We start from the raw sequence: 1,098 nt of genomic DNA on the forward strand, positions 1-1,098 counted from the left end.
ATGGTCAAACACCAGGAACAGTAGAAGTCCCAGTCACAGTGACTTATCCAGACGGAACAAAAGACCATGTGAACGTGCCAGTAACAGTGGGAGAACAACCGCAAAAAGATAAATATGAACCAACAATTCAACCAATTAAAAAACCATTTGGTCAAAACACAACAGAACAAGAGGTTAAAGACAAAGTAACAGTCCCAGATTTTCCAACGGATAAAGGTACACCGACAGTCACAGTTGATAACCCAGCACAAATACCAAACGGTCAAACACCAGGAACAGTAGATGTCCCTGTAACAGTCACATATCCAGATGGCACAAAAGACCATGTGAAAGTTCCGGTAACAGTGGGAGAACAACCGCAAAAAGATAAATATGAACCAACAGCGGGAGAAATTACAAAACCATACGGTACACCAACAACAGAACAAGAAGTCAAAGGCAAAGTAAATGTTCCGAACTTCCCTAAAGAAGGCGATCAACCTGTTATCACAGTAGATACAAGTAAATTGCCAAACGGACAAATTAGCGGAGAAACTCAAGTTCCTGTAACAGTCACATATCCGGATAAAACTACTGATACAGTTAATGTGAAAGTAACGGTAGGACCAAAAAATTCTGAGACTTACCAACCAACAACAGGAGAAATTACTAAACATTTCGGTGAGAAAGCAACACCAGATGAAGTGAAATCAAAAGTGACTGTTCCAGGTTACCCAGAAAATGGTCAACCATATACAGTGTCAGTAGATGAAGCAAAAATTCCAGATGGTCAAACACCGGGAGAAGTGGAAGTTCCAGTCACAGTGACATATCCAGACAACACAACAGATATTGTCAATGTAAAAGTTACAACTGGACCAAAAGACTCAGATACGTATGAGCCAACACTTCAACCAATTAAAAAACCATTCGGTCAAAGCACAACAGAACAAGAAGTGAAAGATAAAGTTACAGTACCAGACTTCCCTAAAGAAAAAGGTACGCCAACAGTCACAGTTGATAACCCGGCACAAATACCAAACGGCCAAACACCAGGAACAGTAGATGTACCTGTAACTGTAACTTATCCAGATGGCACAAAAGATCATGTGAAAGTTC

Annotated in this window: 1 protein-coding gene; it reads left to right on the top strand. The window is 40.4% G+C overall.

Annotated features, from left to right (window positions below):
* Nucleotides 1–1,098, top strand: a 1,098-nt coding sequence (locus tag HMPREF2603_RS09325; RefSeq protein ID WP_261676381.1) for a Rib/alpha-like domain-containing protein, incomplete at both ends; no start/stop codon positions are given.

This window comes from Staphylococcus sp. HMSC055C03, assembly GCF_001809385.1.
In the GTDB taxonomy this organism is placed as follows: domain Bacteria; phylum Bacillota; class Bacilli; order Staphylococcales; family Staphylococcaceae; genus Staphylococcus; species Staphylococcus simulans.